The following is a 17,845-nucleotide window of genomic DNA, read 5'->3' on the forward strand; positions in this document are numbered from 1 at the left end:
TTCCAAATATTTTAAATAAAATATAATATTTTTATTTAATCCTTTTATCTTCTTGTTTTAGAAGGGATTTCTCACGTTTTTCTTCTTGTACTCTTTGTCTGAAACGACCGGCAGCCAAGTGATAAAAAGGTTTTGGACAAAAATAGCGGGAAACGATTGAGGCAATCAGGCTTGCAATCAGCACCCAAAAAAGAACCGGTTGGCTTCCCGTCATTTCCATAACGACGACGCTGGCACTGATCGGCGACTGCGTTGCACCTGCCAAAAACGCCGCCATACACAATAAAACCAATAATCGCTGATCAACCGTACCGCCGCTCAAAAACCATATTTCGCTGCCGATTCCCGCACCTATTGTTAAAGACGGCGTAAATATTCCGCCGGCAATACCCGTCCAATAAGTGGCGACCGTTGCAAAGAGTTTGGCAATTCCGACCGCTTGCGGGGTAATTTCCTCTCCTTCCAATGCTCTTGCAACAACATCATAACCCGTTCCATAAGTTTGACCTTGCGTATAATGCCCTAATGCCGCAAGAATAAGCCCTAAGATGAATGCAATATAGATTGGATGACGACGAACCCAACCTCTGATTTTAGGCGGAGAAATACCGGCAACGCCTTTCGCTAATAAACGGGCGAATACGCCGCCCAGTATTCCGCACACCACACCGCATAATGCAACCCATAAGATCATTTTAGGGACAGAAGACGCACCTTGATACTGGGGAAAATACGGATTATTTCCTTCAATCGCAATTAAAATAAATCCAGAGGCTAACACACCGAGAACAACTCGTCTGCCCCAACGCAATAATACGCCTCGTCCTAATTCTTCAATGGCAAAAATCACACCGGCAAGCGGGGCGTTAAAAGCGGCCGCTAATCCACCGCCGGCTCCTGCCGCCATAAGCTCGTTTGCACTTAAACCTTTAAAGGCATAGCCGTGTTTATGACAGAAATTGCCCCAAGCCAACATTACCGCCGCACCGACTTGTACGGAAGGACCTTCCCGTCCGACGGAAGCCCCGCATACCATGGCTAAAAAAGTAAGCGGAATTTTCCAAAGCGTTTGCCAAAATGCGACTAATTTACTTTTCAGCGCACCGTGCGGCAGGCTCATTGAGGCTATCACTTGCGGAATACCGCTTCCCGCCACATAAGGCGTATATTTCGCAGTAAACCAAGCTAATGCGGCCATTCCCAACGGCATTACAAACCAAACGGCTAACGGATATTTGGCCGTCCATTGTGCATTCAAATGTAAACCGAACTCGGCTAATTTAGCAAAACCTAACGAAAAGAATGCCACCAAAGCGGCTCCGATAAGCAAACAAGCAAATTCAATACTTTTTCGAGAAATCTGATGTGTTTGGTGAATTTTTCTATGCAAAAAACGATGTAATTGAAAAGTGAAAGTTTTAGAACGGGTAAACATAGTTTGGAACGCGTATATAAGAAATTTTTGTTAAGGATAAAGATTCATCAAGGATTTTCAATTTATTTTTCTTAGAACGGCGCAAATATGTCATATCCTGCGTAAATATCCAAAAAAATCGACAATTTCCTTTATTTCCTTACTTATTCTTGTAAAATACCGAACGATTATTTTCTGTAAAACTCACCATAAAGATTGAGGTATTCAATGTCTAAATTTCCAACAGTTTCGGAAATCCTATCGGGCAAAGTAGCGGTAGGCGAAGAAGTTGCGGTACGCGGTTGGGTACGTACCCGCCGTGACTCAAAAGCAGGTTTATCATTTTTAGCCGTTTATGACGGTTCTTGTTTTGATCCGATCCAAGCGATCATTAATAACGATTTAGCAAATTATAACGATGAAGTATTACGTTTAACCGCAGGTTGTTCCGTTATCGTCACCGGTAAAGTGGTTGAATCGCCGGCAGAAGGTCAAGCGGTCGAATTACACGCAACGCACGTGGAAGTGGTCGGTTGGGTTGAAGATCCGGATACTTATCCGATGGCGGCAAAACGTCACTCAATCGAATATTTACGTGAAGTTGCGCACTTACGTCCTCGTACCAACTTAATCGGTGCGGTTGCGCGTGTTCGTCACTGCTTAGCACAAGCGATTCACCGTTTCTTTAACGAGCAAGGTTTCTACTGGGTAGCGACTCCGCTTATTACTGCATCGGATACGGAAGGCGCGGGCGAAATGTTCCGTGTTTCAACATTAGATTTAGAAAACTTACCGCGCACTGAGGAAGGCAAAGTCGATTTTAGCCAAGACTTTTTCGGTAAAGAGTCTTTCTTAACCGTATCAGGTCAGTTAAACGGCGAAACTTACGCTTGTGCATTAAGCAAAGTTTATACGTTCGGCCCGACATTCCGTGCGGAAAACTCAAATACCACTCGCCACTTAGCGGAATTCTGGATGGTTGAGCCTGAATTTGCATTCGCAACCTTAGCGGACAATGCAAAATTAGCGGAAGATATGCTGAAATATGTGTTTAAAGCGGTACTTGAAGAGCGTAAAGACGATATGCAATTCTTCGCAAAACATATTGATAAAGATGTTATTACTCGCTTAGAAAACTTTATCGCTGCACCGTTTGCGCAAGTTGATTACACCGATGCAATTGAAATCTTATTAAAATCAGGTAAAGAATTTGAATTCCCGGTTTCTTGGGGTATCGATCTTTCTTCCGAACACGAGCGTTTCTTAGCGGAAGAATATTTCAAATCGCCGGTGGTTGTGAAAAACTATCCGAAAGACATTAAAGCATTCTATATGCGCTTAAATGATGACGGTAAAACCGTGGCGGCAATGGACGTATTAGCACCGGGAATCGGTGAGATTATCGGCGGTTCACAGCGTGAAGAACGTTTAGACGTATTAGACACACGTATGGTTGAAATGGGCTTAAATCCGGAAGATTACTGGTGGTACCGCGATTTACGTAAATACGGTACGGTTCCGCACTCCGGCTTCGGCTTAGGTTTTGAACGTTTAATCGTTTATGTAACCGGTTTACAAAATATCCGTGAAGTAATTCCGTTCCCACGTGCACCGCGTAATGCGAATTTCTAATCGAAACTAACGAAAAAGGGCGAATAAGATTATTCGCCCTTTTGCATATAAGCGGTCAAAATTTGCAAAAAATCAGCAAAATTTAACCGCTTGTTTATACGCTATCCCATCAATGTTTTATTTGGCTCTCTCGCAATTTCTCTGGCTAATTTCGGTACCAAATAACCCGATGTTATTCTCTGCAGTTCTTTATAAATTTCCGCCGCTTGTCGATCTTCGATAAAGAAATGACTTGCGCCCTCCACTTTATCCAATAAATGTAAATAATACGGCAGTACGCCGCTCTCAAATAATTTATTACTTAATGCTTTCAATATTTGCGCATTATCATTTACTCCTTTGAGTAAAACGGATTGATTGAGTAACACAACCTTTGATTGGCGCAATTGATTAAGTTTATCGGCTAAGACTTCATCCACTTCGTTAGGGTGATTGATATGGGTCACCATTACCACTTTTAAACGAGATTTTGATAATCGGTCACACAATTGTTCGGTGATACGGCTCGGAATCACCACCGGTAAACGGGTGTGAATACGTAAAGTTTTGATATGAGGAATCTGTTCCAAAGCGGAAATCAGCCAGTCTAATTCACTGTCTTTCGCCATCAGCGGATCACCGCCGGAGAAAATCACTTCTTCTAATTCCGTATGTGCCGCAATATAGTCCAGTCCTTGTTGCCAAACCGCTTTACCGCTTTTTACTTCATCATAAGGAAAATGACGACGGAAGCAGTAACGGCAATTAATTGCACAGCTATTTTTAATCATAAATAGCAGACGGTTATGATACTTATGCAAAATATTTGGTGCAGGGCTATGCTGCTCTTCCAATGGATCTTTCACAAAGCCTTCTACCTGTACAAACTCTTCCGCTGCCGACATTGCCTGTAAAAAAAGCGGGTCATTTTTATCGCCCTTTTGCATTTTTTCCACAAACGGACGAGGCACACGTAATGCAAACAATTTACGTGCTGTTATTGCCGTTTCAAACTCTTTCGGATTAAGCTCAAGATGTTCTAATAAGGTGATAGGATCATTAAAAGCCTGTGCCAATTCAATAAGCCATTGGGGTTTGGAAGATTCAATTAGGATTGGTTGCATAATTCGTAGAGGTGTATTGCATACACCCTAAATATTAATAAAAAACAAAAAAGGGCGTAATACTACGCCCCTCCGCAAAATTAGAAATTATTGTACTAAATTACACGCAAGCGGTGAACCGTTTGGATTAACCATTACAACCGGCGCAGACGGACTACCTTGGGCTGCAATTAAATACTGCACGCCGGAAATACAATAACGGCGATAGCCGTCTGTTTTTTCAACTAAGAACGGATCAACTTGACCACCAATGCTCTTAAATGTCGCTACTGCAGCCGGTGCGGTATTTGCAGCATTTTGTGCATTTTGAACCGCTTGCGGCTGAGTTGTCGCCGCAGCTTGCTGTGTCTGAGTTTGCGCTTGTGCTTCGGTCGGCGCAAGCATTTCACTTAGCACATAACCTGCCGCCGCACCGGTTGCGAAACTCGCTAAACGGTTTCCGCCATTCGCTTGTGGCTGTTGATTTGGAATCGCACGATTTTGTTTGTTATCAAATGTTGCATCTTTTTGCGTATTTGATTGAATAGATTGCGTTTTTTGTGCCGCAATCGGTTTACCCGTTACCGAACGAGACAAACCTCCGCGCTTTGCTTCCGCAACGGTTGCGATAGATAATGCGATGACGGCAGAAAGCGTAATAACTTTTTTCATTGAGTTTCCCTTATAAAACAAGATTTTTGAAGTATAGCGTAAAAACTTTTAGAGATCTTTCGCTAATTGCTGTATTATATGGGTCTTTTTGACAAATCCAATAGCGGATTTTTAAATTTTGTTAATCTCTTGTTAATTATTGAGGAAAAAATGGCTAGTTACAGCACTAATGACTTCAAACCGGGTTTAAAATTTATTCAAGATGGCGAACCTTGCGTAATCGTTGAAAATGAATTCGTAAAACCGGGTAAAGGTCAAGCGTTTACCCGTACCAAAATCCGTAAATTAATCTCTGGTAAAGTATTAGAGATCAACTTCAAATCAGGTACTTCTGTTGAAGCAGCGGACGTTGTAGATTACAACTACACTTACTCATACAAAGACGAAGATTTCTGGTACTTTATGCACCCTGAAACGTTCGAACAAATCTCTGTAGATGAAAAAGCATTAGGCGACAACGACAAATGGTTAGTTGATCAAGCCGAATGTATCATCACATTATGGAACGGTTCCGCAATCTCTGTAACTCCACCGAACTTCGTTGAATTAGAAGTGGTTGAAACCGATCCGGGCTTAAAAGGCGATACGGCAGGTACCGGCGGTAAACCGGCTACATTAAGCACCGGTGCGGTTGTTCGTGTACCGTTATTCGTACAAATCGGCGAAGTCATCCGTGTTGATACTCGTTCAGGCGAATACGTTTCACGTGTAAAATAATCTGATTTTATAAAAATTCAAGCGGTCGAATTTCTTGCAAATTTTGCAAACAATTCGACCGCTTTTTTATTTCTCTCTGTTTGTCGCTTTATGAAATTTGCAATACGGTGTAGAATACTCTGTTATTTTTATTTAAAGGCAACAGAGAACAATTATGACAGAAGAAATTTTAGAAAATGCGCCGGAAACCCGTGCGAATTTTATTACCCATATTATTGATGAAGATTTAAAAAGCGGTAAACACAATAACGTTTACACTCGTTTCCCACCTGAGCCGAACGGCTACTTACATATCGGTCACGCAAAATCTATCTGCTTAAACTTCGGTATTGCCCAAGAATATAAAGGCTTATGTAACCTTCGTTTTGATGATACGAATCCGGTAAAAGAAGATGTTGAATACGTTGATTCAATCAAACAAGACGTAGAATGGTTAGGTTTTAAATGGGAAGGCGAACCGCGTTATGCATCTGACTATTTTGATCAACTTTACGGCTATGCAATTGAGTTAATCAACAAAGGTTTAGCTTATGTGGACGAACTTTCGCCGGATGAAATGCGTGAATATCGCGGTACATTAACCGAACCGGGTAAAAATAGCCCGTATCGTGACCGTAGCGTGGAAGAAAACTTGGCGTTATTCGAAAAAATGAAAAACGGCGAGTTTGAAGAGGGTAAAGCGTGTTTACGTGCTAAGATTGATATGGCATCGCCGTTTATCGTAATGCGTGACCCGGTTATCTATCGTGTCAAATTTGCTCACCATCACCAAACCGGTGATAAATGGTGCATCTATCCGATGTACGACTTCACTCACTGTATTTCGGATGCGATTGAGCGCATTACTCACTCGTTATGTACACTTGAATTCCAAGATAACCGCCGTTTATACGATTGGGTACTTGAAAATATTTCTATCGAGCGTCCATTACCGCACCAATACGAATTTTCTCGTTTGAACTTAGAAGGCACGCTCACTTCTAAACGTAAATTATTAAAATTAGTCACAGACGGTACGGTGGACGGTTGGAATGACCCGCGTATGCCGACAATTTCAGGTTTACGTCGTCGTGGTTATACACCGGCATCATTACGTGAATTTTGTCGCCGTATCGGTGTGACAAAACAAGATAACGTGGTGGAATACTCTGCACTTGAAGCTTGTATTCGTGAAGATTTAAACGAAAACGCACCACGTGCAATGGCAGTAATCAACCCGGTTCGTGTCGTGATTGAAAACTTTGGCGATAAAGAAATCTTAAAAGCACCGAATCACCCGAATCGTCCGGAATTAGGCGAACGTGATTTACCGTTTACACGTGAACTTTATATCGATGAAGCGGATTTCCGTGAAGAAGCGAATAAACAGTACAAACGTTTAGTATTAGGCAAAGAAGTGCGCTTACGTAATGCTTATGTAATTAAAGCCGAACGTGTAGAAAAAGACGAAAACGGTAAAATCACTACCATTTTCTGTACTTACGATCCGGAAACTTTAGGTAAAAATCCGGCTGACGGCCGCAAAGTAAAAGGTGTGATTCACTGGGTATCTGCAGAAGATAATAAACCGGCTGAATTCCGTATTTACAACCGTTTATTCACGGTAGCGAATCCGGGTGCAGAAGACGATATTAATACGGTATTAAATCCGGAATCACTGGTAATCAAACACGGCTTCGTTGAGCAGAGCCTCGTTAATGCGAAAGCGGAACAAGGCTACCAATTCGAACGTGAAGGCTATTACTGCTTAGACAGTAAAGACGGTTCGGCTGAAAATCTAGTGTTTAACCTAACCGTAAGTTTAAAAGAAGGCTTTACGGCTTAATTTTGATAATAAGCGGTCAAAAACGGCCGCTTTTTTACACTATTCGAGGCAATATGAAAAAAGTGATTTTATTAGTCGCAAGCATTTTGGCAATTAGTGCTTGTTCGCAATCTAAAAACGTTTATTTTAACGGAGCAGAAGGTTCAAATTCCGGGATTAAATACGAATCAACAACCAAAGAGTTTTCTCTAAACTAGATTTAAACAAAAACGGTCATTAAGACCGTTTTTTATGCTTGTTTACTATGTAAATGATTGCCGTCTTGTTGAGCTAAACGGGCAATATTAAGTGCCAATATTAACCCGAATATTGCCGAGGTAAGGAAAGTATAACTGAATGCCTGCGTTAATAATGCGTCCGTTTCACCGATATTCGCACGATACATACCGAGAATCACGGCAGATACCGCTATTCCTATTCCGATACCGACTTGCTGAACCACACTCATCATGGTTGAACCGGCACTGGCGTATTGATCGCTTAAATCGCACACCGTTAGGATATTTACTGCGGTAAACATAAACGACATACAAGTCCCGAACCACATCACCAATAAAATAAGCCAAAGCGGTGATTGAGCGTCTAAGAACGACATTCCGATAATGGCGCACGTCATCAATAACGCATTAATCAATAAGGTATTTCGATAACCCAGCTTTTCTAATACCGAACCGATAAACGACTTTGCCAGAACCGAACTTAATGCTAAAGGTGCCATAAGCCAACCGGCGATATCCGCACTATAACCAAAAGCGACTTGTAGCATTAACGGTAATAAAAACGGGATACCGGAACCGCTTAACCGAATCAACATATTGGATAAAATACCGATTCGGAAAGTGCGAATCTTAAACATCGCCAAAGGCAATAACGGCTCCGCTACTCAGTAAGCATAAAGACAATAGGCACAGATAAGAATAAAACCGACCGTTAAAATCGGTACGGCTCTCATAACATTATCCGTATCTTCCGCCGCAAATTCTAAACCTAGCGTTAATCCGACTAAACCGCTTGCAAATAGCAAAAAACCGATCCAATCCAATTTACGCGGCGGTTGTGTGAGATTCGGCATATATCTGCCGGCAATAGCGATGCCTAGCAATCCGATCGGAATATTAATTAAGAAAATCCAATGCCACGAGGTATAAGTAACCAACCAGCCGCCTAAAATCGGCCCGAGGATCGGTCCGGTTAAACCTGCCATCGCCATTAAATTCCAAGTAGCGACCAGTTGCGTTTTCGGTACGCTACGAATAATCGTCAAACGAGCAACCGGCATCATTAATGCTCCGCCGACACCTTGTACGATACGAGCCACTACTAAGCTGTTTAACGACCAAGACAACGCACAAGCGACGGATCCTAATACAAATAACAAAATCGCACTGCGAAATACTCGCAATGTACCAAATTTATCCGCTAACCAGCCGCTTAACGGAATTAAAGCGGCAACGGTCAAAGCATAGCTGATAATTGCCATTTGCATATCTAACGGCGATTCTTTTAGACTGTCGGAAATCGCCGGTAAGGCGGTATTAAGAATGGTTGCGTCCAATGCTTGCATAAATAACGCTAGTGCGGCAATCCATGCCAAGCCTTTATTTGAAACGTCTCCCATTATAAACCTCATAAGATAAGGATAAGATAAGCGGTTGAATTTTTGAATTATTTTGTAAAATCGCTGAAGAATTTAACCGCTTGTATTATACGCTTCATCACTATTTTCGTATATTCGTGATAACCACTTTTTATCTATCGCTAAAAAAAGCAAGTAGGTTAATCCACTTGCTTTTCAAACTTAGTATTTTCTCTGCCATTCGTCTTTATAGAACATTATCGGCTTCTCTACTTTTTGTAACAACTGTTGATAATAATCGTAAGCGACGACATTTTGTACATAACCGCGCGTTTCATAAAACGGAATAGAAGCGACAAATTCGTCTAAAGCAAGTTTTCCGTTTGCTCTGGCAAGCCAACGCTCCACCCTGCTTGCTCCGGCGTTATAAGCGGCGGCAATCAGAAATCGATTATTCGAATATTTTGCATTAAGCTCCGCAAGATGTGTCGTACCCAACATAATATTGTTAAACGGCTGTAATAAATCCTGCTCATTACGATAAGGCAGTTGATTATCTTGCGCCGTTTTTTGTGCGGTACTCGGTAGCATTTGCATTAATCCCAAGGCATTAGCGTGCGATCTGGCTTGGAAGTTCCATGCACTTTCTTGACGGGCAATCGCCATCGCAAAGGTTTTGCTTATCGGCTTACCTTCCAAATTCAGATCAAACCAATCGGAATAGGCATTCGGCAAACGCAGCGATAAATAATCGAATGCTTTTGCCTGAATCGTACCTTCCACCGCCAAATCATACCAATTTTGTTGTTTGGCATAATCGGTAACCGCTAATTTATCATCGACGGAAAGTTCATCCAGTAATTCAATCCAAGCCGTTTTAGCTTGTGCAAAACGCTGTAAATCACGCAATTCTTTAATGCGATCAAATTGCGGCTGTAAACGGCTTTGTACATCCGATTTCAACAATAATCCTTGCGTTGGCACATACTGTTTTCCGAGTAACTGTGCGGCTAACATCGGATAAAAACCGCGCTCTTTAGACAGAGCGATAAGCGATGCTTCCCGTTTTTTCGCTTCTTTTTCGTTTTTTGCCGCCCAATAACGCCATTCCGGCTTACTCTTAGCCTCATTCGATAACAACGACAGCCAGTCGGCTAACGGCGCTTGCTGCAAAATGGCTAAACGAATCCGACGTTCGGTCAGATTATCCGCTTGTAATTGTTGGATCTGCTGATCTCGCCATATTTGGAAATTGCCGTTCTCATTATCAAACAAACGATTTAAGAAAGTCACTTTCCAAGCTTTTTGTTCCTCAGCGGATAAGCCCAATTTATCCGCCCACGTTTGATAAGGAGTAAAATCCGGATTTCCCGTATTCTCGGCGATTGTTCTCATAAACTGCGGAAACGCCTTATTGGCAATCATACGGCTCTGTTCATCCGCCGTGGCTTGTTCGATAAAAGCCGGCAATGTTGTCGGTTGTTTAGCTAATTGCTCCACCGTAACCAGCCAATTTTTAAGTTCCGGCGTTTGATTCTCTGCTATCGGCAACAGATTACTCAATTCGGATTTTGCATTTTTATCAAATAAATGCACCGCTTTTAAACGAATTTTCTCCGCAGTAATACCTGACTTCGCTTTCCAATAACTTTCCAATTCCGTACATTCAGACGGCAAAGCGGTCGTTTTTAGCCATAATTTTTCAAACTGCGCCAATAAATCGGCAATAAGAAACCTATTACTTTCCGTTTGCGCTTGCGGCGATTCCGATTGCAACTTTTCCGATAAGAGTTGGAATTGTGACGCCAATACTCGACACTGATTATCCATTCCGACCGGCGTAACTTTTTCGCTGTATTTTAATAAGTCAGCCCATTTTTTCCGCTCATATAATTGCGCAAAAGGCAATTGCTCGAATTGCTTTTGATAAGGTGAATTCGGATATAATGCCGAAAATGCGCGAATATCGTCCGCCGTAACTTGTTTACTCTCAATTTTGGCTTTTAATACCGCCCAATCAATATCACGTTTAAGCGGATACGTATCTAATGAACGAATAAGGGCATTTACCAATCGCTGCGTTTCCGCCGAAAATTGTTTGCTTGAGATCGCCGTTTTAAGCAAATTATCGGCAATTAAAAAGGCTTCCCGTTGTTTCTCTCTTTGTCCCGCTTGTTGTAACCATTGCGTTTTCTGTTCGGCAAGCCATTCCGCTTTTAATGCGGTTACCTCGCTTTCGCTAAATGTCTTTTGCGCATGAGATTTTTTCTCTGCCGCCCATACTGAAGAACTTAAGACAAGTAGCGTCAATAACGTTTTTTTCCAAATCATAATATTCCCTACTATTCTATGTGATAATGCGTAAAATTTTAGTAAAAGAAAACCGCTTGAAGTTCACTTAAGCCTTACAAGCGGTCAAATCTTAGTAAAAGATTGCAACTATGCGTCCATTACAACCTTACCGATAAAATCAAGATTACGATATTTCTGTGCATAGTCGATACCGTAACCTACGACAAATTCATCCGGAATCGCAAAACCGACCCATTCGACCGGCACTTCCACTTCACGACGAGAAGGTTTATCCAGTAAGGTACAAATCGCTACCGAACGAGGCTCGCGTAAATTCAAAATATCACGCACTTTGCTCAAAGTAAAACCGGTATCAATAATATCTTCGACGATTAACACGTCTTTACCGTGAATTTCACCGTCAAGATCTTTTAAGATCTTCACGTCACGGCTCGACTCCGTACCGGAACCATAGCTGGAAGCGGTCATAAAATCCACTTCAACCGGTACATTAATCAAACGCACCAAATCCGCCATAAACATAAACGAACCACGTAATAGCCCCACGACCACCAGATTTTCACTGCGTGCGTGTTCATAATAATGATTAATTTCTTTCGCGAGTTCGATAATGCGAGATTGAACTTCTTCACGAGAAATAAGGGTTTCAACATGGTGTTTTTTCATAATGTTTAAGCTCTCTTAATAAAAATAGAGGGTAATGATAATGACAATTAATACTAAAATCAAAATAAATTTGGCATAACACCAAAATGTTATGCCAATTTACTTATTTTAGTTGTCCGAACGCTTGGCGTAAATCCGCTTTTAAATCTTCAACATGTTCCAAGCCAACTGAGAAACGCAGTAAGTTATTGGTGATACCACGTGCAATACGCTCCGCTTCCGGAATATCCATATGTGTTTGAGTGGACGGATAAGTGATAAAACTTTCCGTACCGCCTAGACTTTCTGCAAAGGTAATTAGATTGATCGCTTTTAAGAATTTCGGTACCCACTCTTCTTTTTGTAAACGGAATGAAAGCATACCGCTCTTACCTGAATAAAGTACGCTATCAATCTCTGGTTGCTCGCTTAAGAATTTCGCTAATTCCGTTGCATTTGACTGATGGCGCTCCATACGTAACGCAAGGGTTTTTAAGCCACGCACCGCAAGGTAAGAATCAAACGGCGAAAGCACCGCACCGGCACAGTTTTGGAAGTAGAATAAACGTTCCGAAAGCTTTTGACCCGCTTCGTTTTTGGTTGCTTCCGAATCTTTCGCAACGATTAAACCGGCTAACACATCATTATGACCGGAAAGGTATTTCGTTGCACTGTGAATCACGATATCCGCACCGTGTTCAATCGGACGGAATAAAATCGGCGTTAAGAAGGTATTATCCACAATTAACATTAAGTTATGTTTTTTCGCAATTTTAGAAATTGCATCAACATCACACTCTTCCATTAATGGGTTTGACGGTGTTTCAACAAAAATCGCTTTAGTGTTTGGGGTAATTGCCGCTTCAATCGCCGCCAAATCTGCGGTATTTACATAAACCGGTTTTACTGTATTGTGGTGTTTATGACTGAAATCGAATAAACGGTAAGAGCCGCCATATACATCACTTGAAATAATCCACTCATCAGGCGCTTTAAACAATGACATCACTAACTGAATTGCCGCCATACCCGATGCCATTGCGAAACCTGCATCACCGCCCTCTAAATCTGCAATACCTTGCTCTAACACGGCACGGGTCGGGTTTTTGGTACGAATATAATCCCAACCGGTCGATTCGCCCAAACCGTCACGACCATAAGCGGTCGATAAAACAATCGGTGTGGCTACCGCTCCCGTTCTAGGGTCGGTGCGGTTGCCTAACTGTACTAATGTGGTTTCAATGTTACTGTATTTGGTCATTTTCATTCCTTTTTGAGTTTATTTTGGACACACTCAATGCGCCCCTATACACAATTCTTGCAATTTTACCAATAGGGACACGCTAGGTGTATCCTTTCTAATATTTCAATTAGTTATAAGTTATTCAAATCCAGCACATCCGTCATATCAAACAGACCGTTTTGTTTTGTATTCAACCATTTTGCCGCACGCACCGCACCGTTGGCGAACGTCATACGGCTAGACGCTTTATGAGCAATTTCCACTCTTTCGCCTTCATCGGCAAACCATACCGAGTGTTCGCCGACCACATCGCCGGCACGAATGGTTGCAAAACCGATTTCATCACGTTTACGTTCGCCGATAATGCCTTCTCGGGCAAATACACCGTGCGTTTTGAGATCACGTCCAAGTGTTTTAGCGATATGTTCGCCCATTGATAGTGCTGTGCCGGACGGTGCGTCCACTTTATGACGGTGGTGAGCTTCAATCACTTCGATATCGCAATAATCGCCCATCACTTTTGCCGCTTTTTCTAATAATTTGAATACGAGGTTCACACCGACACTATAATTAGAAGCAAACACAATCGAAATTTGCTCTGCCGCCGTTTGAATCGCTTGTTTACCCGCATCATCAAAACCGGTTGTACCGATGACCATTTTTTTACCGTTTGCTACACAAAATTTAATATGCTCGAGCGTGCCTTCCGGACGGGTAAAATCAATTAATACGCCAAAATTGGTATTTTGGCTTAAATCATCGCTGATTTTTACCCCTGTTGCACCAATGCCCGCCACTTCACCGGCATCCGCACCGACTAAACTTGAACCTTTACGTTCAAATGCCGCACCTAACTCCACGCCTTCCGCATTTTGTACCGCAGTAATCAGATTGCGTCCCATACGACCGCCGGCACCGACGATTCCGATTTTTAATGTCATTGTGTCTTCCTCTATAACGTCTTGTTCTTGTTAAAATAAGCGGTCTGATTTTGCCATAAATTTGCAAAATTTTGTGAAAATTTTACCGCTTATTTATGTTGGTTTTGCTTATTGGGGTTTACGTCCCATGACCGCAATATGTACGGTAATTTCTTCTCTATCATGATAGAGATGTTTTGCTTGAATTTTAAACCAAAAACCTTGTTTTTCGAGTTCTTCTTCAAGATACGCTAAACATAATTGCACTTCTTGATAACGTTTTTTCATCGGCAATTTCAAGTTAAAAATCGTTTCACGGCACCAACCGTTAATTAACCATTTACCGATTAATTTACTAATCCGCATCGGCTGTTCCACCATGTCGCACACCAACCAGTCGATAGTTTTACGTTTAGGCGGTTGGAATTTAAAACCGTCTTCTGGACAATGCTCAATACGCCCTGTTTCGTGCAGGCTTGCCGCCATTTTGCCATGATCCACCGCATACACGAATACGCCACGTTTAACCAGTTGATAAGTCCAACCGCCCGGGCAAGCACCTAAATCTACCCCGGTCATTTCATCGGTAAAACGTTTTTTCTCTTCCGCTTCCGGAATAAAAGTGAGGATCGCTTCTTCTAATTTTAAGGTCGAGCGACTTGGGGCTTCCGCCGGGAATTTCAAACGGGGAATCCCCATAAAAAACGGCGACTTATTATCGTTATAGGCATAGCCGACATAGCAACAACCCGGCCGCACAAATAAAATATGTAAACCAATACTACCCTTTGCACGTTCAGACTTGGTTAGCCAACCTTGTTTTTTCAAACTATTACGTAGCGGTACGGTAAATTTACGGCAAAAGGTCAGTAATTCTTTTGCTTCGTTAGTATCCGGCGTTTCAACAAAAATATCCGAACTGTGGCGAGGATTTAACGCTTGGTATTGGGCTACAATCGGTGAAATACGATCTTCTGCCGGCAAGTCTTGTAACATATCGCCGACTACAATCATTTGACGAGCAAAAATCAGTTGTTCGAATTTTAATTCTCTGGCTAAGCGATCCGCATCGCCGGCTTGATAACATTCAAAAATAATATAACCGCTATTTTCTTTTAAATTCACAAAGCCAAACACGCCAAGTTGTGCCGCTTTATCGGTAATCTCACCGGCGGTTTCTTTTTCAAATCCCGCTCGGCAATATAATGCTAGTTTATTCATAGGTTTTCTAATGGATGAAAAATGCGATTAGTATAGCGTTTTACGTACTATTTTGATAGGAAAAACAAATAATTGATTAAAAATACAACATGGATATAATAACAGGTGTTGTTTTTGCAGTGATGTGAAAACAATAGGTGGCAGGGAGAATGCAAAAATCCCTGCGGCAACAGGGATTTTGTGTTTGACCTGCTTTTGATTAACTCATTAGACAGGAACTATAAAATGCAATTTAAATTAACCTGTAACGAAGGTAAATTGCAATTGTCAATCAAAATTGATGTCGGAATCATTCTAGCCTTGATTGCGTTGGCAAGTCAATACCTGACACCATAAAACCAAAAACAATGTTTTCCGCCTATTCTAACTGATTAGGCGGTTTTTTTAGCACGTAAACTCACAAAAATTAATGCCGCCCAACCGATCATAAAAAATACGCCGCCAAGCGGTGTACTCCACACAAATAATCGTTGTCCGAATAATGCTAACGCATATAAGCTACCGCTAAATAACAAAATGCCTAATATCCAACTACCGCCGATAATGTTTAAGGCTTTTGCTCTGCAAGCGGGCGGATTTTGTGCGGCATTTACTAATTGGAACAAACCTAAAGCCAGCAAAGCTAAGGTGTGAAACATTTGGTATTGAAGACCGGTATCAATCCAACCTAACGCCTTTGCATCTAATGTTTTTGCCAATCCGTGTGAAGCGAAAGCACCGAAAGCAATACAGAAAAAGCCGCTAATTGCTGCAAATAAGATAAATTTGTTTTTCATCGTTTCTCCTTAAAAAAATAATGCTAAATATAGCATAAAATTTATTACACATTTAGCCATCTTTTGTTATGATTTTGTTAATTTTATACTAAGGAGGCTTATCATGTCTGCACATTTACTGATTCCACAACTGACCGAAATCGTTGGTTCTCAACACATTATTACCGATGCGGCTAAAAGCGAAGCTTATCGTAGCGGCTATCGTTTCGGGACGGGAAAAGCACTTGCCGTGGTGCGCCCTGCAACATTATTAGAATATTGGCGAGTATTAAAAGCCTGCGTACGTCACGATGTCATTGTGATCAGCCAAGCCGCCAATACCGGCTTAACCGGCGGCTCAACGCCGAACGGTAACGATTACGATCGAGAGATTGTGATTATAAATACTATGAGAATGGACGGTATCCAGTTGATCAACAATGCGGAACAAGTGGTCTGTTTACCGGGTTCGACACTCAATGAGTTAGAAATTAAACTTAAACCGCACGGACGTGAACCTCACTCTGTTATCGGCTCATCTTGTATCGGTGCTTCGGTGATTGGTGGTGTGTGTAATAACTCCGGCGGTGCATTGGTACAACGAGGCCCGGCTTATACCGAAATGGCGTTATTTGCTCAACTAAACGAACAAGGCGAGCTTGAGCTTAAAAATCACTTAGGCATTGATTTAGGCGAAACGCCGGAAGAAATTTTAGAAAATCTGCAAAATAATCGCTATCAACGCAAAGATATTCAACTAGATTGCGGCAAAGGTCATGATCATACTTATTGCGATCACGTCCGTAAAATTGATGAAGACTCCCCTGCTCGCTTTAATGCCGATCCGAATCGCCATTATGAAGCCTCCGGTAGTGCCGGTAAATTAGCCGTGTTTGCCGTGCGTTTAGATACTTTCCCGTTAGAAAAGCAAACCGCCGTGTTCTATATAGGTACAAATCACACCGCTACCCTAAACGATTTACGCCGTCATATGCTTGCCAACTTTAAGCAATTACCGATTTCCGGTGAATATATTCATCGTGATGCGTTCGATATTGCCGCGCGTTACGGTAAAGATACGTTCTGGGTCATTAAAAAATTCGGTACGCACTGGTTACCGAAATTATTCGCCTTAAAAGCCAATGCCGACCGTATTGCGAAAAAATTCTCGTTCTTACCTCATCATTTAAGCGATAAATTTATGCAGACATTATCTAAACGTTTACCGGAACATTTACCGCAAAGTTTATGGCAATATCGTGAAAAGTATGAACACCATTTAATTCTGAAAATGGGCGGAACCGGCGTTGCCGAGGCTCGTGAATATTTAAAACAATATTTTTCCGAAAGCGAGAAAGGCGGTTATTTCGAATGTAATGCGGTGGAAACACAAGCGGCAATGTTACACCGTTTTGCGGTAGCCTCTGCTGCTATTCGTTACCGTGCAACGCACGAAAATGAAGTAGAAGATATTGTAGCGTTAGATATTGCATTACGCCGTAATGATCAAGACTGGTTTGAGGTATTACCGCCGGAAATCGATCAAAAAATCTTACATAAGCTCTATTACGGACACTTTATGTGCCACGTATTCCATCAGGATTATATTGTGAAAAAAGGCGTAGATTGTGTTGCGTTAGAACACGAAATGTTAGCCTTGTTGGATAAACGCGGCGCACAATATCCGGCGGAACATAACGTCGGGCATTTATATGAAGCGAAACCGACGTTACGTAAATTCTATAAAGATTTAGATCCAACCAATAGCTTTAACGTAGGTATCGGACAAACTTCTAAGAAAAAATACTGGAAATAGTATAATAAAGCGGT

General features: G+C 41.8%; 13 protein-coding genes and 1 pseudogene. 4 read left to right on the forward strand and 10 right to left on the reverse strand.

The window, feature by feature from the left end:
- Nucleotides 1-31: 31 nt before the first annotated feature.
- Nucleotides 32-1,435 carry a chloride channel protein gene (locus tag DRF63_RS03600; RefSeq protein WP_005596983.1) on the reverse strand — a complete coding sequence of 468 codons (1,404 nt, stop codon included), beginning with the start codon at nucleotides 1,433-1,435 and terminating at the stop codon, nucleotides 32-34.
- Nucleotides 1,436-1,642: 207 nt separating this feature from the next.
- Here DRF63_RS03600 and asnS point away from each other — a divergent pair, with 207 nt between their 5' ends.
- Nucleotides 1,643-3,046 (forward strand): asparagine--tRNA ligase, encoded by a 1,404-nt coding sequence (gene asnS / locus DRF63_RS03605; protein ID WP_005596985.1) that lies wholly within the window; start codon nucleotides 1,643-1,645, stop codon nucleotides 3,044-3,046.
- Between the two features lie 101 nt (nucleotides 3,047-3,147).
- Here asnS and epmB read toward each other — a convergent pair whose 3' ends face one another.
- Together epmB and DRF63_RS03615 are read right to left on the reverse strand one after the other, a co-directional pair.
- A complete protein-coding gene (gene epmB, locus DRF63_RS03610; protein ID WP_005596987.1) occupies nucleotides 3,148-4,149 on the reverse strand; it encodes an EF-P beta-lysylation protein EpmB in 1,002 nt (333 codons plus the stop codon).
- Nucleotides 4,150-4,236: 87 nt separating this feature from the next.
- Entirely contained in the window at nucleotides 4,237-4,800 is a 564-nt protein-coding gene (locus DRF63_RS03615; protein ID WP_005596989.1) for a hypothetical protein, read from the reverse strand.
- A gap of 150 nt (nucleotides 4,801-4,950) precedes the next feature.
- Between DRF63_RS03615 and efp the strand changes: the two genes are divergently transcribed.
- The gene (gene efp / locus DRF63_RS03620; protein ID WP_005600860.1) at nucleotides 4,951-5,517 is read left to right on the forward strand and encodes an elongation factor P; all 567 of its coding nucleotides are present in this window, start codon (nucleotides 4,951-4,953) and stop codon (nucleotides 5,515-5,517) included.
- A gap of 154 nt (nucleotides 5,518-5,671) precedes the next feature.
- Nucleotides 5,672-7,342 (forward strand): glutamine--tRNA ligase, encoded by a 1,671-nt coding sequence (glnS, locus tag DRF63_RS03625; protein ID WP_005596994.1) that lies wholly within the window; start codon nucleotides 5,672-5,674, stop codon nucleotides 7,340-7,342.
- A gap of 229 nt (nucleotides 7,343-7,571) precedes the next feature.
- Here glnS and DRF63_RS03630 read toward each other — a convergent pair.
- The 7 genes and pseudogenes from DRF63_RS03630 to DRF63_RS03660 form a co-directional block, all read right to left on the reverse strand.
- Nucleotides 7,572-8,960: pseudogene (locus DRF63_RS03630) on the reverse strand (DHA2 family efflux MFS transporter permease subunit).
- Nucleotides 8,961-9,140: 180 nt separating this feature from the next.
- Nucleotides 9,141-11,249 carry a transglycosylase SLT domain-containing protein gene (locus DRF63_RS03635; RefSeq protein WP_005597003.1) on the reverse strand — a complete coding sequence of 703 codons (2,109 nt, stop codon included), beginning with the start codon at nucleotides 11,247-11,249 and terminating at the stop codon, nucleotides 9,141-9,143.
- A 108-nt stretch (nucleotides 11,250-11,357) separates the two neighbouring features.
- Nucleotides 11,358-11,897 (reverse strand): hypoxanthine phosphoribosyltransferase, encoded by a 540-nt coding sequence (gene hpt / locus DRF63_RS03640; protein ID WP_005597005.1) that lies wholly within the window; start codon nucleotides 11,895-11,897, stop codon nucleotides 11,358-11,360.
- Between the two features lie 103 nt (nucleotides 11,898-12,000).
- Entirely contained in the window at nucleotides 12,001-13,137 is a 1,137-nt protein-coding gene (locus DRF63_RS03645) for a methionine biosynthesis PLP-dependent protein (RefSeq protein ID WP_043991798.1), read from the reverse strand.
- 113 nt (nucleotides 13,138-13,250) lie between these two features.
- Nucleotides 13,251-14,060: a 4-hydroxy-tetrahydrodipicolinate reductase gene (dapB, locus tag DRF63_RS03650; protein ID WP_005597009.1), complete on the reverse strand. Its 810-nt coding sequence runs from the start codon at nucleotides 14,058-14,060 to the stop codon at nucleotides 13,251-13,253.
- A 108-nt stretch (nucleotides 14,061-14,168) separates the two neighbouring features.
- Nucleotides 14,169-15,260, reverse strand: coding sequence for a 23S rRNA (cytidine(2498)-2'-O)-methyltransferase RlmM (gene rlmM / locus DRF63_RS03655; RefSeq protein ID WP_005597011.1), 1,092 nt, complete (start codon nucleotides 15,258-15,260; stop codon nucleotides 14,169-14,171).
- Nucleotides 15,261-15,631: 371 nt separating this feature from the next.
- Nucleotides 15,632-16,036 (reverse strand): DUF423 domain-containing protein, encoded by a 405-nt coding sequence (locus tag DRF63_RS03660; RefSeq protein WP_005597015.1) that lies wholly within the window; start codon nucleotides 16,034-16,036, stop codon nucleotides 15,632-15,634.
- A gap of 103 nt (nucleotides 16,037-16,139) precedes the next feature.
- Between DRF63_RS03660 and dld the strand changes: the two genes are divergently transcribed.
- Nucleotides 16,140-17,831: a D-lactate dehydrogenase gene (dld, locus tag DRF63_RS03665; RefSeq protein WP_005597017.1), complete on the forward strand. Its 1,692-nt coding sequence runs from the start codon at nucleotides 16,140-16,142 to the stop codon at nucleotides 17,829-17,831.
- Nucleotides 17,832-17,845 lie beyond the last annotated feature (14 nt).

The sequence above is a fragment of the Actinobacillus pleuropneumoniae genome, from assembly GCF_003290385.1.
Lineage (GTDB): Bacteria > Pseudomonadota > Gammaproteobacteria > Enterobacterales > Pasteurellaceae > Actinobacillus > Actinobacillus lignieresii.

Excerpts from the sequence above, each read along its gene's own strand:
- DRF63_RS03600 (WP_005596983.1), bottom strand. The coding sequence starts at position 1,435 with ATGTTTACCCGTTCTAAAACTTTCACTTTTCAATTACATCGTTTTTTG.
- asnS (WP_005596985.1), top strand. The coding sequence starts at position 1,643 with ATGTCTAAATTTCCAACAGTTTCGGAAATCCTATCGGGCAAAGTAGCG.
- epmB (WP_005596987.1), bottom strand. The coding sequence starts at position 4,149 with ATGCAACCAATCCTAATTGAATCTTCCAAACCCCAATGGCTTATTGAA.
- DRF63_RS03615 (WP_005596989.1), bottom strand. The coding sequence starts at position 4,800 with ATGAAAAAAGTTATTACGCTTTCTGCCGTCATCGCATTATCTATCGCA.
- efp (WP_005600860.1), top strand. The coding sequence starts at position 4,951 with ATGGCTAGTTACAGCACTAATGACTTCAAACCGGGTTTAAAATTTATT.
- glnS (WP_005596994.1), top strand. The coding sequence starts at position 5,672 with ATGACAGAAGAAATTTTAGAAAATGCGCCGGAAACCCGTGCGAATTTT.
- DRF63_RS03635 (WP_005597003.1), bottom strand. The coding sequence starts at position 11,249 with ATGATTTGGAAAAAAACGTTATTGACGCTACTTGTCTTAAGTTCTTCA.
- hpt (WP_005597005.1), bottom strand. The coding sequence starts at position 11,897 with ATGAAAAAACACCATGTTGAAACCCTTATTTCTCGTGAAGAAGTTCAA.
- DRF63_RS03645 (WP_043991798.1), bottom strand. The coding sequence starts at position 13,137 with ATGACCAAATACAGTAACATTGAAACCACATTAGTACAGTTAGGCAAC.
- dapB (WP_005597009.1), bottom strand. The coding sequence starts at position 14,060 with ATGACATTAAAAATCGGAATCGTCGGTGCCGGCGGTCGTATGGGACGC.
- rlmM (WP_005597011.1), bottom strand. The coding sequence starts at position 15,260 with ATGAATAAACTAGCATTATATTGCCGAGCGGGATTTGAAAAAGAAACC.
- DRF63_RS03660 (WP_005597015.1), bottom strand. The coding sequence starts at position 16,036 with ATGAAAAACAAATTTATCTTATTTGCAGCAATTAGCGGCTTTTTCTGT.
- dld (WP_005597017.1), top strand. The coding sequence starts at position 16,140 with ATGTCTGCACATTTACTGATTCCACAACTGACCGAAATCGTTGGTTCT.